The 14,948-nt window shown below is 65.0% G+C and carries 18 protein-coding genes and 1 pseudogene; 7 read left to right on the top strand and 12 right to left on the bottom strand.

What is annotated here, in order from left to right; all coding sequences use genetic code 11:
• The 5 genes and pseudogenes from ACFPWW_RS11330 to ACFPWW_RS11310 form a co-directional block, all read left to right on the top strand.
• Window positions 1-178 (top strand): annotated as a pseudogene (locus ACFPWW_RS11330) (gfo/Idh/MocA family oxidoreductase); the annotation flags it as partial.
• 207 nt (window positions 179-385) lie between these two features.
• Window positions 386-1,225 (top strand): aspartyl/asparaginyl beta-hydroxylase domain-containing protein, encoded by an 840-nt coding sequence (locus ACFPWW_RS11325; RefSeq protein ID WP_377311688.1) that lies wholly within the window; start codon window positions 386-388, stop codon window positions 1,223-1,225.
• Between the two features lie 220 nt (window positions 1,226-1,445).
• Entirely contained in the window at window positions 1,446-1,958 is a 513-nt protein-coding gene (locus ACFPWW_RS11320) for an RrF2 family transcriptional regulator (RefSeq protein WP_112706004.1), read from the top strand.
• A 12-nt stretch (window positions 1,959-1,970) separates the two neighbouring features.
• Window positions 1,971-2,753, top strand: a complete 783-nt coding sequence (locus ACFPWW_RS11315; protein ID WP_112757194.1) for an SDR family oxidoreductase — start codon at window positions 1,971-1,973, stop codon at window positions 2,751-2,753.
• Entirely contained in the window at window positions 2,750-3,190 is a 441-nt protein-coding gene (locus ACFPWW_RS11310) for a cupin domain-containing protein (RefSeq protein WP_377311689.1), read from the top strand. The genes ACFPWW_RS11315 and ACFPWW_RS11310 overlap by 4 nt, the downstream gene beginning before the upstream one ends.
• 61 nt (window positions 3,191-3,251) lie before the next feature.
• Here ACFPWW_RS11310 and ACFPWW_RS11305 read toward each other — a convergent pair whose 3' ends face one another.
• The 6 genes from ACFPWW_RS11305 to ACFPWW_RS11280 all read right to left on the bottom strand — a co-directional run bounded on the left by ACFPWW_RS11305 (window position 3,252) and on the right by ACFPWW_RS11280 (window position 9,530).
• Window positions 3,252-3,647 (bottom strand): DUF1236 domain-containing protein, encoded by a 396-nt coding sequence (locus ACFPWW_RS11305; protein WP_112706065.1) that lies wholly within the window; start codon window positions 3,645-3,647, stop codon window positions 3,252-3,254.
• Between the two features lie 215 nt (window positions 3,648-3,862).
• On the bottom strand, window positions 3,863-4,975 hold the full coding sequence (locus ACFPWW_RS11300) for an ABC transporter permease (RefSeq protein ID WP_112572760.1): 1,113 nt from the start codon (window positions 4,973-4,975) through the stop codon (window positions 3,863-3,865).
• Between the two features lies 1 nt (window position 4,976).
• Window positions 4,977-6,101, bottom strand: a complete 1,125-nt coding sequence (locus ACFPWW_RS11295) for an ABC transporter permease (protein WP_112572758.1) — start codon at window positions 6,099-6,101, stop codon at window positions 4,977-4,979.
• Complete coding sequence (locus tag ACFPWW_RS11290) at window positions 6,098-7,840, bottom strand: ATP-binding cassette domain-containing protein (protein WP_377311687.1); 1,743 nt, start codon at window positions 7,838-7,840, stop codon at window positions 6,098-6,100. The genes ACFPWW_RS11295 and ACFPWW_RS11290 overlap by 4 nt, the downstream gene beginning before the upstream one ends.
• Window positions 7,837-8,844: a secretion protein HlyD gene (hlyD, locus tag ACFPWW_RS11285; protein ID WP_112758992.1), complete on the bottom strand. Its 1,008-nt coding sequence runs from the start codon at window positions 8,842-8,844 to the stop codon at window positions 7,837-7,839. Before hlyD ends, ACFPWW_RS11290 begins: the two co-directional genes overlap by 4 nt.
• Complete coding sequence (locus tag ACFPWW_RS11280) at window positions 8,841-9,530, bottom strand: CerR family C-terminal domain-containing protein (RefSeq protein ID WP_112758991.1); 690 nt, start codon at window positions 9,528-9,530, stop codon at window positions 8,841-8,843. The genes hlyD and ACFPWW_RS11280 overlap by 4 nt, the downstream gene beginning before the upstream one ends.
• A gap of 131 nt (window positions 9,531-9,661) precedes the next feature.
• On the opposite strand from ACFPWW_RS11280, the gene ACFPWW_RS11275 reads away from it, so the two are divergent.
• Complete coding sequence (locus ACFPWW_RS11275; protein ID WP_377311686.1) at window positions 9,662-9,943, top strand: hypothetical protein; 282 nt, start codon at window positions 9,662-9,664, stop codon at window positions 9,941-9,943.
• A 12-nt stretch (window positions 9,944-9,955) separates the two neighbouring features.
• On the opposite strand, the gene ACFPWW_RS11270 is transcribed toward ACFPWW_RS11275, so the two are convergent.
• The 6 genes from ACFPWW_RS11270 to ACFPWW_RS11245 all read right to left on the bottom strand — a co-directional run bounded on the left by ACFPWW_RS11270 (window position 9,956) and on the right by ACFPWW_RS11245 (window position 13,908).
• Window positions 9,956-10,789: an SDR family NAD(P)-dependent oxidoreductase gene (locus tag ACFPWW_RS11270; RefSeq protein WP_377311685.1), complete on the bottom strand. Its 834-nt coding sequence runs from the start codon at window positions 10,787-10,789 to the stop codon at window positions 9,956-9,958.
• Window positions 10,786-11,571, bottom strand: coding sequence for a hypothetical protein (locus ACFPWW_RS11265; RefSeq protein ID WP_112572745.1), 786 nt, complete (start codon window positions 11,569-11,571; stop codon window positions 10,786-10,788). The genes ACFPWW_RS11270 and ACFPWW_RS11265 overlap by 4 nt, the downstream gene beginning before the upstream one ends.
• Window positions 11,572-11,581: 10 nt before the next feature.
• The gene (locus tag ACFPWW_RS11260) at window positions 11,582-12,169 is read right to left on the bottom strand and encodes a protein-S-isoprenylcysteine O-methyltransferase (protein WP_112572743.1); all 588 of its coding nucleotides are present in this window, start codon (window positions 12,167-12,169) and stop codon (window positions 11,582-11,584) included.
• 58 nt (window positions 12,170-12,227) lie between these two features.
• Window positions 12,228-12,812 carry a hypothetical protein gene (locus ACFPWW_RS11255; RefSeq protein WP_112757181.1) on the bottom strand — a complete coding sequence of 195 codons (585 nt, stop codon included), beginning with the start codon at window positions 12,810-12,812 and terminating at the stop codon, window positions 12,228-12,230.
• Window positions 12,813-12,965: 153 nt separating this feature from the next.
• Complete coding sequence (locus ACFPWW_RS11250; RefSeq protein ID WP_112572739.1) at window positions 12,966-13,088, bottom strand: ABC transporter; 123 nt, start codon at window positions 13,086-13,088, stop codon at window positions 12,966-12,968.
• A 223-nt stretch (window positions 13,089-13,311) separates the two neighbouring features.
• Window positions 13,312-13,908: a L,D-transpeptidase gene (locus tag ACFPWW_RS11245; RefSeq protein ID WP_112706066.1), complete on the bottom strand. Its 597-nt coding sequence runs from the start codon at window positions 13,906-13,908 to the stop codon at window positions 13,312-13,314.
• Window positions 13,909-14,094: 186 nt separating this feature from the next.
• On the opposite strand from ACFPWW_RS11245, the gene ACFPWW_RS11240 reads away from it, so the two are divergent.
• Window positions 14,095-14,850: an SDR family NAD(P)-dependent oxidoreductase gene (locus ACFPWW_RS11240; RefSeq protein WP_112572737.1), complete on the top strand. Its 756-nt coding sequence runs from the start codon at window positions 14,095-14,097 to the stop codon at window positions 14,848-14,850.
• Window positions 14,851-14,948: the final 98 nt, after the last annotated feature.

Genomic DNA, 14,948 nt, shown 5'->3' with positions numbered 1-14,948 from the left:
AAGCGCCACCTGGCGCGACATCGCGGTGCCGGCCGTGCCGACCAACTACCAGCGCTTTGCCGAAGCGGTCAGGACCGGCAAGCAGGACGACCCCACTTTCCGCCATGCCGCCAACCTGCAGAAGGTGCTCGACCTTGCCATGGTGACGGAGCGCGACCGCCGCGAACTGGAGATCTGATCTTCCTCCCGATAGCTTTCGAGATCGTTGCCGCCGCCCGGCAAGGCGGCGGTAACATGCGGCAATTCATCGCTAAAACCTGTACTTAAGTGTACTTGAGCGACGCCCGGCACTATCCATATTTGCTCAATGGTCAACGCGTAACCCTCGTGTCGGCTCTTGCGCGGCAGGCCATGCAATTTCCTTGAGCCCCCCAATGGAAAGCCCATGACTGACGTTATCTCCAACTCCACCCTTCCCGAAAAACCAGTCGCCACAGCCCAGACGCAGGAGTTCGCCACGGCCGGCATTGCCCCGATGGACCGGCCGAGCGCGATCACGCGCTTCTTCATGAGCATTGTTGCCTGGGCGGAGGGCCTGAATTTCAAATATGCCAAGCTCGGCAATCCGCCTGTTTACGACAATGCGGTGTTTCCCTGGGCGAAGGAGGTCGAAAAGGCCTGGCCGCAGATCCGCGCCGAGCTCGACCGCGTGCTCCTGCGCCAGAGCGAGCTGCCGAGCTTCCAGGACATCTCCACCGACGTGCAGACGATTTCCAAGGACAACCGCTGGAAGACCTTCTTCCTCCTCGGCTTCGGGGTGAAATCGGAGCAGAATATCCAGGCCTGCCCGGAGACCTGGAAGGCGGTGCAGAAGATCCCCGGCCTGAAGACGGCGATGTTTTCGATCTTCGAGCCCGGCAAACACCTGCCGGCCCATCGCGGCCCCTATAACGGCGTGCTGCGCCTGCATCTCGGCATGATCGTTCCGGAACCGGCCGACAAGCTCGCCATCCGCGTCAAGGACCAGATCTGCCACTGGCAGGAGGGCAAGGCGCTGATCTTCGACGATGCCTACGAGCACGAGGCCTGGAACCACACGGACAAGACGCGCGTCGTCCTCTTCGTCGATTTCGTCAAGCCGCTGAAATTCCCGGCGCGGCTGATCAACTGGACCCTGCTCAACCTTGCGATTTTCACGCCGTTCATCCGCGAAGGGCTCGACAATCACAAGGAGTGGGAGAAGAAGTTTTATGCGCAGGCCGAAGCGCTGCGCAATCGCGGCTGAGGCGGGGCTGCGCCGCCCCAGCCCCAGCATAATCCTCCGAACAGGCCGCACACGAGGGAAGAGAGGTTGAGGCTCCGCAATCGCGGGGCCTTTTCTTTATGCGGCGCGCCGAACTGCACGGCGGACCTGCGTGGAACGATCGCTGAACGCATCGTTCACCGAAGCGATATTGACCGCTGCGATAATCACGGATAAAGTTTATCCATGATTGGAGACGGCGATGAAACTCAGCGAAGGCGTGGAACAGGCAATTCATTGCATGACCTTCCTCAGCGGATTGTCCGAGCAGGGCGTGCTATCGGCGGCGGCCCTTGCCGAGCTTCACGGCGTTTCGGCAAGCTACTTGCTGAAGCACCTGCAGGCTCTTTCCGGCGCGGGGCTTCTTCTCACGGTGCCGGGGCCGAAGGGCGGCTACAGGCTGGCGAAGGCGCCTCACGAGATCAGCCTGCTCGATATCGTGCTTGCGGTGGAGGGACCGGCGCCGGCCTTCCGCTGCGCCGAGATCCGCCGGCGCGGTCCCAATCCCCTGCCGGCACGCTATTTCACCAGACCATGCCAGATCAACGCCGCGATGCTGAGGGCCGAGAAGGCCTACCGCGCCGAACTGGCCAAGGTGACGATCGCCGATCTTGCGGCGGAGGTCGCTGCAGACGACGACGGCAGCATCGCCGCGCGCGGCTGCGCTTTTCTTGAACGCAACGAACGGAAGACGGGCAACCGCGCCGCGTCATAGGAGAAGGATAACATGAGCACATCAAAGAAGGTCGTCGTCATCGGCGGCACGGGCCTCGTCGGTTCGAAAGCAGTCGCCATTCTGCGCAATGCCGGTCACGAGGCCGTCGCCGCCAGTTCGCGAAACGGGATCAACGCCTTCACCGGCGAGGGCCTGCAGGCCGCGCTTGCCGGGGCCGATGCGGTGATCGACGTTTCCAACCTCATGTCCTTCGACGAACCGGTGATCCGCAATTTCTTCGCGACGTCCAGCCGCAACCTGACCGAAGCGGAAAAATCCGCCGGCGTGCGCCATCACGTCGTTCTTTCCATCGTCGGGACCAGCGGGCTTTCGGGCAATCCCTATGTCGGCGGCAAGCAGGCGCAGGAGGAGGCGGTGAAGGCGTCCGGGCAGGACTATACGATCGTGCGCGCCACGCAGTTCTATGAATTCCTGGATGCGCTGGCCGATGCCTATGCCGATGGCGCCGGGCTGAAGGTTCCCGATATCGCCTTTCAACCGATCGCCGCCGCCGATGTCGCCGCTGCCCTGGTCAAGGTGGCGCTCGAAAATCCGCGTAACGGCATCGTCGATCTTGCCGGTCCCGATCGCGGCGCGTTCGCGCAGGTAATGCGCAGCTATCTCGCCGCAAAGGGCGACGGGCGCGCCGTGGGGGTGGATGCCTCGCTCGGCTATTTCGGGGCGCCGGTCACGGCCACCTCGCTCGTTCCGACCGGTGATTTCATCCAGGGCCGGATCACGCTGGCGGACTGGCTCCGTCAACAGAACAATGAAACGAAAGTGGAGAAATCCTGATGAAGACCATGCTTTATGCCCTGGCTGCGCTCGTGCTTCCGGTCACAACCGCCTCGGCGCACGACGTCGCCAAGGGTGAACTCGTCTATGAGACGAAGGGCGCCAGGGTGACGGAAGTCTATGCTCACGTGTTGCCGGACAATCCGGGCAAGAGCGTCAAGGGCGTGCTCGTCGAATATGAGCCCGGCGGCTACAGCTCTGCGCATACCCATGCCAAGTCGGCTCTCATCTACGCGACCGTTCTCGAAGGAGCGATCCTGAGCGGGGTGAACGGCGGGGAGGTGAAGACCTTCACCAAGGGAATGAATTTCACCGAGCTTCCCGGCGACCGGCACGATGTCAGCGCCAATGCCAGCAAGACGGAACCGGCAAAACTGCTCGCCGTGTTCGTGGTCGATACCGACGACAAGGTGCTGACGACGCCGCGCAAGCCCTGATTCCCGGCAGGACGCATGGAAACGGCCCCGGGAGCGGGGCCGTTTGCCGTTGTTCGATATCTTATTCGATCACCTGGACCACGCGATGGGTCTGCGGCTCGACGATCACATGGCGGTCGTTGACGACCGTATAGGCGTAGCGCGGATTATCCGGCACGGGGATCACCTGCACGTCGGCCGGAAGCGGCTTGCCGACGACGATCGGCTGCTGCACGACGACGGCGGACGGCGGGGCCGGCTGTTGCTGCACGTAGGTGACGACCTCGCGCGGCGGCGGATCGATCACGGCGCCGGTGACGGCACCGGCCACGCCGCCGATGGCAGCGCCCACAGGGCCGCCGACGATCGCGCCGGTGATGGCGCCGCCGGCCGCGCCGGTTACGGCGCCGTCGGCCAGCGCATTGGTGGCGACAGAGGAGAGCGCCAGCGCGCCGGATACGAGAATGATCTTGTACATGTCGTTTTCTCCTTCGCTATAGAGCATTTGCGTTTTTCGAAGGAAAGACGGAAATGCTCTATCTCATTGTTTAAACGCGCAATTCCGGACGCAAAACCGTTTCACACTTTTGCTGGAATTGCTCTGGTTTGCGCTGAGGAAACGGGCCGGGCATTTCGTTGTTCCGGCCTGCCGGAGTCACGGATCGGCAATGGCGGTTACAGTGCGTGAGGCCGTCATTCCAGCCGACGGCGGAACAGCCAGGCGGCGGCGCTGAGGGTCGCGGTCGCGATCAGCGCCAGCGGAACCGTCTGGTTCAGCACTTCCTCGGCGGGGATATCCTTGAGGAAAACGCCTTTGACGATGATGAGGAAATAGCGCAGCGGGTTGACCGTCGTCACCGGCTGCAGCCAGTCCGGCATGTTCTCGATCGGGGTGGCGAAACCCGACAGCAGCATGGCCGGCACCATGAAGAGGAAGGCGCCGAGGATTGCCTGCTGCTGGGTCATCGACAGCGCCGAGATGAACAGGCCGAGGCCGGCGACGGAGCCGAGATAGAAGATCGAGCTGCCGTAGAGCAGGAGAAGCGAGCCGCGCAGCGGCACGCCGAAGATGAAGATCGCCGCCAGCAGATAGAGCGTCATGTGGAAGAGGCCGATCATGACAGGCGGAATGAGCTTGCCGATCAGGATTTCGTGGACGCGCAGCGGCGAGACCATCAGCTGGTCGAAGGTGCCGAGTTCCCTCTCGCGGGCAATCGACAGCGCGGTCACGATGAGGCCGATCAGCAGCGCGATGCTGGCGATCAGGTTCGGCACCATGAACCATTGGTAGGTGAGGTTGGCGTTGAACCAGTTGCGCGGCACGGTCGCGACGGTGCGCGCCACCATGCGCCGTCCGGCCGGCGTTTCGGCCGAAAGCGTCATGCCGATCTCGGTGAGATAGCCGGAGACGATCTGCGAGGCGTTGGAGCGGCGCCCGTCGAGCACGATCTGCAGGTCGGCCGGGATGCCGGCCTCGATATTACGGGAGAAATCCGGGCCGATCTCGATGGCGGCGATCACCGACTGGTCGTCGATGCCCTGGCGGATGTCGGCCTGGTTTTCGGCTGTTTCGATGCGCCGGAAGGTGGGCGAGCCCTGGATGCGCTGGACCAGCTCCTGTCCCCAATGGCCGCTGTCGCGGTTCAGCACCATGACATCGACATTGCGCACTTCGAGCGTGGCCGCATAGGAGAAGACGAGGAGCTGCATGACGGGCGGCACGATGAGCACGAAACGGCCCTTCGGGTCGCGCAGCACGGCCAGCAGTTCCTTCACGATCAGCGCTTTCAGCCGCGTCCACCACATCTCAGCCGATCCTCTTTCTGGTGCTGCGGGCGGCAAGCACGAACATGACGGCGCCGATCAGGAGCATGACGGCGATGGCGCGGGCAAACATCGGCCAGATATCCCCGGCAAGGAACACCGTCTGCAGGCTGGGGATGAGATAGCGGGCGGGCACGATGATGGTGATCCACTGGATGATCTCAGGCATGGAATTGATCTCGAAGAGGAAACCCGAGAGCAGGAAGGCCGGCAGGAAGGCGGTGATGAGCGCGATCTGCGAGGCGAGGAACTGGTTCTTGGTCGCCGTCGAGATCAGCAGGCCCTGGCCGAGTGCGGGGATCAGGAAGGCGGAGGAGAGCGCATAGAGCGCTGCGACCGAGCCGCGGAACGGCACGCCGAAGAGGAAGACGGCCAGCAGCACGCAGAGCGTCATCGAGGCAAGGCCGAGCAGGAAATAGGGCAGGATCTTGCCGGCCAGCAGTTCGGCCGAGGTCACGGGTGTCGCCATCATCGCCTCCATCGTGCCGCGCTCCCATTCGCGGGCGACGACCAGCGAGGTGAGCAGCGTGCCGACCAGCGTCATGACGATGGCGATCGAGCCGGGGACGAGGAAGTTGCGGCTGGTCAGCTCCGGATTGAACCAGAAGCGCTGTTCGATGGCGATGGGCGGGCCGGCGGCGACCGTTTCGGACTGGCGCTGCCGCTCCCAGTTGGCGACGGTGCCCTGCACGTAGTTCTGCACGAAATTGGCGGTGTTCGGGTCGGAACCGTCGACGAGGACCTGCACCTGCGGATGGTTGCCGGCGGCGTAATCGGTGGCGAAATCGGCTGAAATCACCACGATGCCGCGCACCTTGCCGCGCACGAGATCCTCTTCGAACATGCGCCGGTCCCGCCCGAGCGTGACGGAGAAATAACGCGACGCCTGGAAGCTTGCCGCAAGGTCCTGCGTCAGCGGCGTTGCCTGTTCCAGCACGAGGCCGATGCGGGTGCGGGTGGCATCCAGCGACACGCCGTAGCCGAAGAGGAAAAGCAGGATGAGCGGCAGGACGAAGGCGATGAGGATGCTGCTCGGGTCGCGGATCGCCTGATAGCTTTCCTTGCGCACGAGGGCGGCAAAGCGGCGCATGCGGGAGGAGGTGCTCATGCGGCCTCCTCCTTTTCCGACTCTTGAACGAGCGCGATGAAGGCATCCTCCATCGTCGGGTCCGGCTGTTCCCTGGTCGCCACCTGCGCCTTCAGCGCGTCGGGCGAGCCGAGCGCGATCGAGCGGCCGCGATAGATGAGCGAGATGCGGTCGCAATATTCGGCCTCGTCCATGAAATGCGTCGTCACCAGCACGGTGACGCCTTTTTCGACGAGCGCGTTGATATGCGTCCAGAATTCGCGCCGGGTGATCGGGTCGACGCCCGAGGTCGGCTCGTCGAGGAAGAGGGCGCGCGGCTCGTGCATGACGGCGCAGGCAAGCGCCAGGCGCTGTTTCAGGCCGAGCGGCAGGTCTTTGGCCGAATAGCGGGCATGGCGGCCGAAATCGAAGATCTCGCTCATCAGCTCGATGCGCTCGCGCTTGCGGCTGCCGGAAAGGCCGTAGACGCCGGCGAAGAATTCGAGGTTCTGCATGACGGTGAGATCGCCGTAGAGCGAGAATTTCTGCGCCATGTAGCCGAGCTGGTTGCGGGCTTCGGCGGCGTCCCTGCGCAGGTCGAAGCCGGCCACGCGGCCTTGCCCGCCCGTCGGCTTCAGCAGGCCGCAGAGCATCTTGAAAGTGGTGGATTTGCCGGCGCCGTTCGGCCCGAGCAGGCCGAAGATTTCGCCGCGGCCGATATCGAAGGTGATGTTGTCGGCGGCGGTGAAATCGCCGAAACGCTTGGTCAGGCCGTGCGCCTCGATGACCGGGCGGTCGTCCGTGCGGCTGGGCGCGCCCTGGGCTTCGGCCAGTTTCGAGCGGCCGCCGGGGCCGCCGCCCAGCATGTCGATGAAGGCGTCCTCGAAGCGGGCAGGGGTGGGGCTGAGCTTGGCCCCGCCGGCGGCGGCGGCGATATCGGGCGTGCCGTCCCTGCCGGTGACGAGGCGGATGGCATCGCCCTGGATGACGCCGTCGATCACGCCTTTGGTCTGCAGCAGTTCGGCCAGCACCCTGCGCCTGCGGCCGGAAACGCCGGAGACCTTGAAGACGCGGTCCTCGACGCGGCCGGTCAGGTCGTGCGGACGGCCGGAAAAGAGCAGCTTGCCCTGGTTGAGCAGCAGAACGTGGTCGCAGGCTTCGGCCTCGTCCAGATAGGCGGTGGACCAGAGCACGCCGATGCCTTCCTGCGTCAGGTTCTCCACCATCTTCCAGAGGTCGCGGCGCGAGATCGGATCGACGCCGACGCCGGGCTCGTCGAGCAGCAGCAGGCGCGGCTTCTTCAGGAGCGCGCAGGCAAGGCCGAGCTTCTGCTTCATGCCGCCCGAAAGTTTGCCGGCAAGGCGCGTGGTGAAGCGCTTGAGGTCGGTGAAGGTCAGGAGTTCCTCGAACGTGCTCGTGCGCTCGGCCTTCGGCAGGCCGCGCAGATCGGCATAGAGATCGAGATTTTCCTGGACCGAGAGGTCTTCGTAGAGGCCGAAGCGCTGCGGCATGTAGCCGATCGAGGCCTGGATGGCGGCCGGGTTCCGGTGCGTGTCGAAGCCCAGCACCTCGACCGTGCCGCCGTCGGGCAGCATCAGGCCGGTCATCAGCCGGATCAGCGTCGTCTTGCCGGCACCGTCGGGGCCGACAAGGCCGGTGATGGCGCCGCCGCGGATCTCGCCGGAGACGGCATCGAGGGCAGGCGGGCCGTCGCCGAAGCGCCTGGTGACGTCGCTCAGCCGCACCAGCACGTCGCCGGTTCTGTAAGGGGAGGCGCTCATTGGCCGGCCAGCGCGGGAAAGCGCACGGTGACCGGCATGCCCTGGCGCAGGTCCGGGCCGGGCTTGTCGATGACGATGCGCAGGCGATAGACGAGATCGGTGCGCAGCTCGGGCGTCTCGACCGATTTCGGGGTGAATTCGGCGACCGGCGAAATGAAGCCGATCGTGCCGTCATAGGGCTTGTCGGGCCGGGTATCGGAAGAGACCTGAACCTTCATGCCGGGATGCAGGCGGCCGAGATCGCCTTCCGCCACGTAGCTTCGCACCCAGACCGGCTCGGTCAGCGACAGGACATAGACGGTATCGGCGGGCGAGACGATGGCGCCGGGTTCACGCACGCGCGAGAGGATGACGCCGTCATTGGGCGCGCGCAGTTCGGTATCGGCAAGCGAGATGCGGGCGGTGGCGAGCGCGGATTGCGCGGCCTGCAGCTGGGCCTCGGCATTGGCGATATCCTCCACGCGGCTGCCTTCCTGCAGCAGTTTCAGCGCTTCGTTGGCGGATTCGGCGCGTGCGGCGGCCATTGCCCGGTTGGCGGTCGCCAGGTCGAGATTGGCTTCGGAAATCGTGCCCTGCGGGCGCAGCTGGCGGGCGCGCTCATAGCTGAGATTGGCGTTGTTGAGCGAGGCGAGGCTTTCGTCATAGGCGGCGCGGGCCTGGGCGATTTCCGTCTGGCGCGGGCCGGCCCGCAGCTTGTCGAGCGTGGCCTGCAGGGCGGCGACATTGGCTTCGGCGGAGGCGACGGCGGCCTCGAAGGGGGCGGCGTCGAGCCTGCCCAGCACGTCGCCGGTCCTGACCATGTCGCCCTCGTCGACGGCAAGCGCGGCCAGCCGTCCGTCGACCCGGAAGCCGAGCGAGACCTGGCGGATATCGACATTGCCGTAGAGCGCGAATTCCTTCGCGCGCCCCGGCAGCCAGCCGAGCTGCTGCGGCAGGCCGTACCACCAGGCGGCCGCGCCGGCGGCAACGAGGATGACGATGGCAAGGGGGAGGATGCGTTTCATCTTGTGTTTCCTTTCGCCGGCTGAAGCTGGCCGACAAGTTCCGCGGCGAGGTTGTGCAGGGTCTGGAGCTGTTCCGGGCCGACCGACTGCCATTCCATCTGGGCGAGAACGGCCGCATGGGCGACACGGAAGATCATGATGTTGCCGACGAAGGAGAGCGTGCGCAGCCGCACGTGCTCGCTGGCCGGGTCTTCCCGCAGGATGGCGCCGATCAGCCGCCGCGCCATCTCGATCATCGGCCCCATCAGGCCCTGATAGACGCGGGCGAAGGCTTCGGTCGGCTCCATCTGCTCGCGGATGATGAAGCGCGCCCAGGGCTCGGATTCCTTGCTGACGAACAGGCCGACCATGGTCGTGGCCACATCCGTCAGGAAGGAGCGCGCCTCCTCTTCGCCCAGTGCCTCGCCGGCAGCGGCGAGCGCCATCAGGCGGCCGCCGATCCGCTGCCGGAGCGTGCCGACATGGCGCTCGATGCGCGACACCAGATATTCGGCGGTTGCGACATAGAGGCCTTCCTTGCCGCCGAAATAATAGGGAATGGCCTGCAGGTTGACGCCGGCCGCCTCGCTCAGCTGCCGCGTCGAGGTGCCGTCGAAACCGTAGCGGCCGAAGACGTCGAGCGCTGCGGACAACAATTTTTCCCGCGTGATCTCGGCGCGGTTCGGCTGGGATTGTTCATCAGTCATGGCTCACATATAACCCCAACGAAAGTTTCAGTCAATCGAATGAATATATTTTCGTGGCGGCGGTCGCAGTTTCTGCACCTGCGGGCGAAATTGCACTTTCGCAAAGTCTAATATTCTGGCTGAATAGGGGCATGGGAAACGAGCGGGTCATCGCAGGACATGCCCTTAGAGCGCTTGCCGGCGGCGCCGCGTTCTGTCTTTTGGCGAGCGCGGTCTGCGCCGACGATACGGTGCTGGCAAAGGGCAGCCGCCTGCAGCCGAGCGAGGTTCTGAAACCCGCGCCGCACGAGGGGCGCTTGGCGCCGCCGCATCTGAGCTCCGACTGGTGGCTGCGCCTGACGCATGAGGAGGCCTCGGCCGGCACGCCGGACGGTTCCCGGCAGGGTTTCGTGCGCGAAGACGCCGAGCGGTGACGGCCGCTCCGGCTATTTCACGCCGGTTTGCGACGGGTAGGGGCGCGGGTCCTTGCTCCTGCGCTGGACGAGGCCGATCAGCGAGAGGGCGGCCGCAGTCGGCAACAGCCGGGCGACGATGGCGGTCAGTTTCGACGACAGGCCGGGAATGACGAGGCGGCGGCCGGACTTGAAGCCGCGCCACGCCTGCTCGGCCACGTAATCGGCATCGAGCTTCGGCAGGACCTTGAAGAGCGCTGCCCGGTCGGCGCCGGATTTTTCCAGGAAATCGGTCGAGACCGGGCCGGGTGCCACGCAGGTGACGGTGACGCCGAAGCCGCGGACCTCCTTGTGAAGGGCGGCCGAGAAGGAGCGCACGAAATTCTTGCTGGCATAGTAGAAGGTCATGTACGGCCCCGGCGTGAAACCGGCGATGGAGCCGAGATTGATGATGCCGCCGCTGCGGCGCGCCACCATGCCCGGCAGGAAACGGAGCGTCATATCGGCGAGCGCGCGGATATTGACGTCGATGATGCCGAGCTGGTCCTCGGCGGAAAGCGCGGTCACGGCGCCGCGCAGGCCGTAGCCGGCGCTGTTGACGAGAATGCCGCAGGCAAGGCCGCTTTCCGCCAGGAACGCTTCCAGCCGCAAGGAGGCTTCCGGCGCGGCAAGGTCGAGCGCCATCGTCAGGGCCTTTCCGCCGCTTGCGGTGATTTCGGCCGCCGCCGCGGCAAGATCGTCGGCGGAGCGGGCGACCAGCACGACCGGATAACCGTCGCGCGCCGCCACCCTGGCAATGGCCCGTCCGATGCCGCGCGAGGCGCCCAGTACGACGACGGCGAGAGAGGGCTCGGCGGCTGATGTCATGGCGTGGCTCCTGCGATCGGCATGCCGGCAGGTCTTGCGCCCTGCGCCAGCGCTGCTGTTTCGGCTGCGACCTCGCCGTTCAGGATGCGCTCGAAACGCTCCAGGGCGCGGGCAACGCTTGCCCCGTCCATGACCCGGTGGTCGTAATGGATGCGCACCAGCACCGATCCCTGCGCATCGATCGGGCCGTAGTTCAGAAGCGTGGTCAGCGGCGTCAGCGGGTTGAGGGATTCGGCGCCGAGGCCGGAATAGACCGACAGCTGGAACGTGCCGAAATAGCGCGCCCGCTTGCGCCCGAGATTGAGCCCCAGCCACATCAGCGACCAGCGCAGCAGGGCCGGCGCGCGGGCAAGCTTGAGCGAGCGGCGGAATTCCTTGATCTCGGCAATCGGCAGCGAGCGCGCCTCGCGGATCAGCGCTTCCAGCTGCGGGATGGGGCGCTGTTCGGGGCCCTTGATGGTGCTGAGCAGCACGATCCGCTCGCCCTCGTGCTCGCGCTCATGGGCAATGGAGGCCACGCTTTCGGGATATTCGTAGAGCTGGTGGCGCGGAAACTTGACATAGGCGCGCCTGAGATCCGGGATCTCCTTCGACAGAAGCGCATAGCCTTTCAGAAACAGCACGGTCCATGACGGGCGCGGATCGCAGCCGCCTCTCGCATCGAGCAGCGGCCGCAGGTTCATCTGCCGCTGCACGGTGACGCGCGGAATGCCGATCGAAAACCGCATGAGGTCTCCGACGAGCCGCCTTGCCGGCGATAGCCTGACCGTTTTTCCCCTCATCCTGCTCCCCCTAATACAGATAAGGGATGATCCGCTTGGTTTTGTCCATATAGGCGCGGTATTCAGGGCCGAAAACGTCGAGCATCATGCGCTCCTCCTTGTCCACCCGCAGGAAGAACAGCACGGCAAAACCGGCGAGCCCGGCCAGCCCCGCCACCCAGTTGGCGAGCAGGAAGGCCTGCGCCAGCCCCATCAGCATGAAGGAGGTGTACATGGGGTGGCGCACCAGCGCGTAAGGCCCGGCGCAGATCAGCTCGTGCTTCTGGCGGATTTCCAGCGTGATGGACCAGTTGCGCCCGAGCTGCTTGTGCGTGCGCCGGAAGACCCACATGGCGAGGCAGAAGAGGATGGCGCCGACGATCACGGCCCAGAGCCTGGCCGGGTAATCGGCGGCCTGCGGAAAACCCGTCGCGACGTAAAGGCCCGGCAGGATGGCAAGCCCGGCAAAACCGGCGGCCAGCGCCACGCGCTCGGAGAGCGTGCGCCGGCTGCTGACCACGGGCACGCGCTTGCCGCGGCGCTCGAACGGATATCGAATGACGTACCATGCGATAATCCCGACGACCCAGACGATCTCGCCAATTGCACCCACCGACATGTTCAAACCGGCACCAGAACCTTTCCCCGATCCGGCTCCGCGGATCGCCCTCTTTGTCTCAACCCGTATTCATCTCCCGCAGGCTGGTGATGAACTGCTGCGGGCGCAGCCAGATGCCCGGCGTCTTGTAGCCCATGTGCCGGGCGATATCCGCCACGAAGGCGTTGCAATTGTAGACCGTCGCCTCCCAGAGCCGGCTTCGCGCCTGCAGGCCCCTGATATAGGCCACCGTGTCGTTATATTCGTCGTCCGTCAACATCACCCGCCAGCTTGCCGAGCGGTATTCCTCTTCCAGGTCGCCGTCCGTGGCGCCCGTCGTGGCGGGCACGGGGATGAAATGGCCGAGCACGTAGGGGGCGGCATCGTTGGAGGCCGGGGCAAGGCCGGCGACCTCGGGATTGATCATGCGCCCGTTCCTGTCGGCGCGGCCGAAGACGACATAGGTGTGGCCGTAGGTCAGCGCGTAACGCGAGCGGAATTCGATGAAATGGCGGTTGGACTGGTCCTGGGCGGTGGCCGGCCTTTTCAGGTCACGCGCGTCGGATGTGTAATGCGGCTGGGGGGCCTTGTCTTCCGTCTGGCAGGAGGAGGCCAGGGCCGCCACAATAGCGAGCAGGAACAAGCGGCTTCTCAGAGGCGCCATCAGCAAGCTCCATGTGCAAGCTCCCGAAAATGCGAGCTTGATGCCGGATAACCAACCGCGCCCGCCTTATGAACGGCAGCGGATCGATCCTGGCCGGTTTCGGATGTCGGGGAGGGGAAGGGCTGCGCGAGCCCTTCCTAGTCATTGCGAATTTTACTTGTAGACGGCCGTTGCCGCCGGCGGCGGAGCTTTCCCCTTGCCTTTGCCAACCGACCCGCAGGCACTCAGATTGGCCACCGCAAGCGTTGCGAGGATCACGAATAAAATTCTGCTCATCAAGAAGTCCTCTCCTCATCCTGGCCCAGGCCGTGACGGCCTGCACCTTAAAGTTTGACGATATCGGCACTTTGAACAGTGCGGGTATGATGCAACGTGCAACGAATCTACATTAGCAGATACTAACCATTGTGACCAACCCCGCAATTTCGCTTGGTAAACGGGATCGACGAATGGTTTTGCCGCTGTTGCAAAACCGCCTCACACCGATACGCAGCCGGCTTCAGATCACAACCACGCGCGTTCCGATGCGCGTGCGCGCGTAAAGATCGACGATATTGGCGTTGGTGAGCCGGATACAGCCGTTCGAAACGGCATGGCCGATCGACCAGGGGGCGTTGGTTCCGTGCAGCCGGAAGAGCGTGTCGCGGCCGCCCTGGTAGAGATAGAGGGCGGCGGCCCCCAGCGGGTTGTCCGGCCCGCCCGGCACGCCGTCGGCATATTGGGCAAGCCGCGGTTTGCGCGCGATCATGTCGTCTGTGGGCTTCCAGGAGGGCCATTCCGCCTTGCGGCCGATCGTGGCCTCGCCCTTGAAGCTCAGGCCTTCCTCGCCGACGGCGACGCCGTAGCGGGTGGCAATGCCGCCGGATTCGACGAAATAGAGGTAACGCGCGCCGGTATCGACGACGATGGTTCCCGGCGGCTCGCCGCCGTCATAGGCCACTTCCTGGCGCCGGTAGCGCGGATCGGAATCCGGGTCCCGTCCCAGAACCCGGTAGCCCAGCGGCGGGCCGTCCGAGGTCGTCGTGCATGCCTGAAGCGTCAGTGCCAGGCTACCCAGAACGAAAGCCCGGCGTGTCACAGCTGCCCGTTTGCGCATCTTCACCGGCCCACCCTTTCGACCGGCTTGGACATTGCGGCCCTCGATCGCTCCTGTGGACCGATTTGCCTGACGGGCGGACAAGCTGCGCAACTTGCAATAGTATGCATTTCGACCATTCACGAATCTCCTTGCCTCAACCACTCGTTTTGAAAGAATATTAGAAGACAAGAATGGAAGGAAGCGATGAAACTTGGCCTGGAAGGAAAAGTCGCAATCGTGACGGGGGCGGGCTCGGGGATCGGGGCGGCCGTTGCCCGGCAGCTGGCCGGCGAGGGGGTCGAGGTCGTCATTGCCGATCTCAACGAGCAGGCGGCGCATGAGACCGTGGCGGCGATCCGCGCCGATGGCGGGCGGGCGCGCGCCTTCGTCGTCGACGTGGCCGATTTCGAGGGCGTGCAGCGGCTGGTCGATTTCACCGTGGAGCGCTGCGGCAGCCTCGATCTCGCGGTCAACAATGCCGGCATAGACGGGGTGAGGGCGGCGGTGGCCGACTATCCGCTCGACGACTGGCACCGGCTGATGAACGTCAACCTCAACAGCGTCTTCTACTGCATGAAATGCGAGCTCGGGGCGATGCTGAAGGCCGGCGGCGGCGCCATCGTCAACATGTCCTCCGCACTCGGCGAGGTCGGCCTGCCGACGGCGGCCGCCTATACGACGGCCAAGCACGGGCTCGTCGGGCTGACGAAAGTGGCGGCGATCGAATATGCGCGCTACGGCATCCGCATCAACGCGGTCGGCCCCGGCTGGATCGACACGCCGCTTCTGTCGGAGCATCAGGAGGCGGCAAGCACCCGGCGCATGGCCGCCCTGCAGCCGATGTGCCGGCGCGGCACGCCAGACGAGGTCGCCAATCTCGTCTCTTTCCTCTTGTCCGGGCAGGCGAGTTTCATCACCGGCGCGCACTATCTGGTGGACGGGGCCTATACGGCCCATTGAGGGCGGCGGGAGGCTGCCGCCCGCGGAACCGAAACGGAGCGGCCGGATAGGCCCGAGCGGCACCGCGCTTTCGCGCGCCCGGCAAGGGCCTGCGCACA

The organism is Rhizobium sp. GCM10022189 (assembly GCF_042656325.1).
Lineage (GTDB): Bacteria > Pseudomonadota > Alphaproteobacteria > Rhizobiales > Rhizobiaceae > Rhizobium.
This window is presented reverse-complemented; position numbering and strand designations above follow the sequence as displayed.

Coding starts and splice junctions, on each gene's coding strand:
- ACFPWW_RS11240 (WP_112572737.1), top strand. CDS start 14,095: ATGAAACTTGGCCTGGAAGGAAAAGTCGCAATCGTGACGGGGGCGGGC.
- hlyD (WP_112758992.1), bottom strand. CDS start 8,844: ATGAAACGCATCCTCCCCCTTGCCATCGTCATCCTCGTTGCCGCCGGC.
- ACFPWW_RS11255 (WP_112757181.1), bottom strand. CDS start 12,812: ATGGCGCCTCTGAGAAGCCGCTTGTTCCTGCTCGCTATTGTGGCGGCC.
- ACFPWW_RS11320 (WP_112706004.1), top strand. CDS start 1,446: ATGAAACTCAGCGAAGGCGTGGAACAGGCAATTCATTGCATGACCTTC.
- ACFPWW_RS11280 (WP_112758991.1), bottom strand. CDS start 9,530: ATGACTGATGAACAATCCCAGCCGAACCGCGCCGAGATCACGCGGGAA.
- ACFPWW_RS11260 (WP_112572743.1), bottom strand. CDS start 12,169: ATGTCGGTGGGTGCAATTGGCGAGATCGTCTGGGTCGTCGGGATTATC.
- ACFPWW_RS11265 (WP_112572745.1), bottom strand. CDS start 11,571: ATGAGGGGAAAAACGGTCAGGCTATCGCCGGCAAGGCGGCTCGTCGGA.
- ACFPWW_RS11325 (WP_377311688.1), top strand. CDS start 386: ATGACTGACGTTATCTCCAACTCCACCCTTCCCGAAAAACCAGTCGCC.
- ACFPWW_RS11305 (WP_112706065.1), bottom strand. CDS start 3,647: ATGTACAAGATCATTCTCGTATCCGGCGCGCTGGCGCTCTCCTCTGTC.
- ACFPWW_RS11300 (WP_112572760.1), bottom strand. CDS start 4,975: ATGTGGTGGACGCGGCTGAAAGCGCTGATCGTGAAGGAACTGCTGGCC.
- ACFPWW_RS11315 (WP_112757194.1), top strand. CDS start 1,971: ATGAGCACATCAAAGAAGGTCGTCGTCATCGGCGGCACGGGCCTCGTC.
- ACFPWW_RS11275 (WP_377311686.1), top strand. CDS start 9,662: ATGGGAAACGAGCGGGTCATCGCAGGACATGCCCTTAGAGCGCTTGCC.
- ACFPWW_RS11270 (WP_377311685.1), bottom strand. CDS start 10,789: ATGACATCAGCCGCCGAGCCCTCTCTCGCCGTCGTCGTACTGGGCGCC.
- ACFPWW_RS11250 (WP_112572739.1), bottom strand. CDS start 13,088: ATGAGCAGAATTTTATTCGTGATCCTCGCAACGCTTGCGGTGGCCAAT.
- ACFPWW_RS11290 (WP_377311687.1), bottom strand. CDS start 7,840: ATGAGCGCCTCCCCTTACAGAACCGGCGACGTGCTGGTGCGGCTGAGC.
- ACFPWW_RS11245 (WP_112706066.1), bottom strand. CDS start 13,908: ATGCGCAAACGGGCAGCTGTGACACGCCGGGCTTTCGTTCTGGGTAGC.
- ACFPWW_RS11295 (WP_112572758.1), bottom strand. CDS start 6,101: ATGAGCACCTCCTCCCGCATGCGCCGCTTTGCCGCCCTCGTGCGCAAG.